Source organism: Hoylesella buccalis ATCC 35310 (genome assembly GCF_000177075.1).
Taxonomy (GTDB): Bacteria; Bacteroidota; Bacteroidia; order Bacteroidales; family Bacteroidaceae; genus Prevotella; species Prevotella buccalis.
On the sequence record NZ_ADEG01000065.1, the window covers coordinates 1 to 1156 of the forward strand.

Below are 1156 nucleotides of genomic sequence, written 5' to 3' on the forward strand. Positions count from 1 at the left end.
TCTTGAGTTCAAGTTATAAATGCAACTTTTAAAGAAAAGGATTAATAGCTGCATAAGTAATATTTTTTTCAGAGAGAAAAGAGAGACAATTCCCTCTGTTCTCTGCTGAATGGATAAATGTTACTATCTTTGTTTTTATTGTCCGTCCAAAGAAATAAAAGTTGTAGATGAGTAAACATATAACCGAAAAGCAAAGGTATGCAATTTCTAAGATGTTGCAAGTTCCGATGAGTAAAAAAGATATAGCTGAAGCTATTGGAGTTGATAGGAGTAATATTTATAGAGAAATAAAACGCAATTGCGATAGTCGTAGTGGAAAATACAACCCTGATCTTGCCCAAAGAAAGGCAGATAAACGTAAGGTTGAAAAGAAGCGAAAGGAGGTATTTACACAAGCTATGAAGAAGCGTGTAAAAAAGCTTCTACGAAAGGACTTGAGCCCAGAGCAGATAGTGGGCAGAAGCCAAGTAGAAAATATAGCTATGGTATCTCACGAAACTATATATTGTTGGATATGGCAAGATAAACGACAAGGTGGGGATCTTCATAAATCTCTTAGAAGGCAAGGACGCAAATATTCAAAGCGTGGTTCTAAAAACGCAGGTAGAGGATTTATTCCGAATAGAGTGGAGATTGATCAGCGACCTTCAATTGTAGAGCAAAAAGAAAGATTTGGTGATTTAGAGATAGATACAATTATTGGAAAGAATCACAAAGGTGCTATTCTAACCATTAATGATAGAGCAACAAGCAGAGTATGGATACGTAAGCTATCAGGGAAAGAAGCCATCCCTGTAGCAAAGATTACAGTATGGGCATTACGAAAAGTAAAAAACTTAATACACACAATAACGGCTGATAATGGAAAAGAATTTGCAAAACACGAGGATATAGCACAAAAATTAGATATTAATTTCTATTTTTGTAAGCCATACCACTCTTGGGAGCGTGGTGCCAATGAAAATACTAACGGTCTTATCAGGCAGTATATCCCAAAGGGTACGGACTTTAGTGAAGTAACCAACAAGCGTATTAAATGGATTGAAAACAATCTAAATAATAGACCTCGTAAAAGACTTGGATACCTCACACCAAACGAAAAATTTAAACAAATTATTAATATGAATTCCGTTGCATTTGGAACTTGAATTCAGCA

Annotated in this window: 1 protein-coding gene; it reads left to right on the top strand. The window is 35.3% G+C overall.

From position 1 onward, the window contains the following. Positions 1-167 precede the first annotated feature (167 nt). Complete coding sequence (locus HMPREF0650_RS07245) at positions 168-1148, top strand: IS30 family transposase (RefSeq protein ID WP_004343809.1); 981 nt, start codon at positions 168-170, stop codon at positions 1146-1148. The last annotated feature ends 8 nt before the right edge of the window (positions 1149-1156 follow it).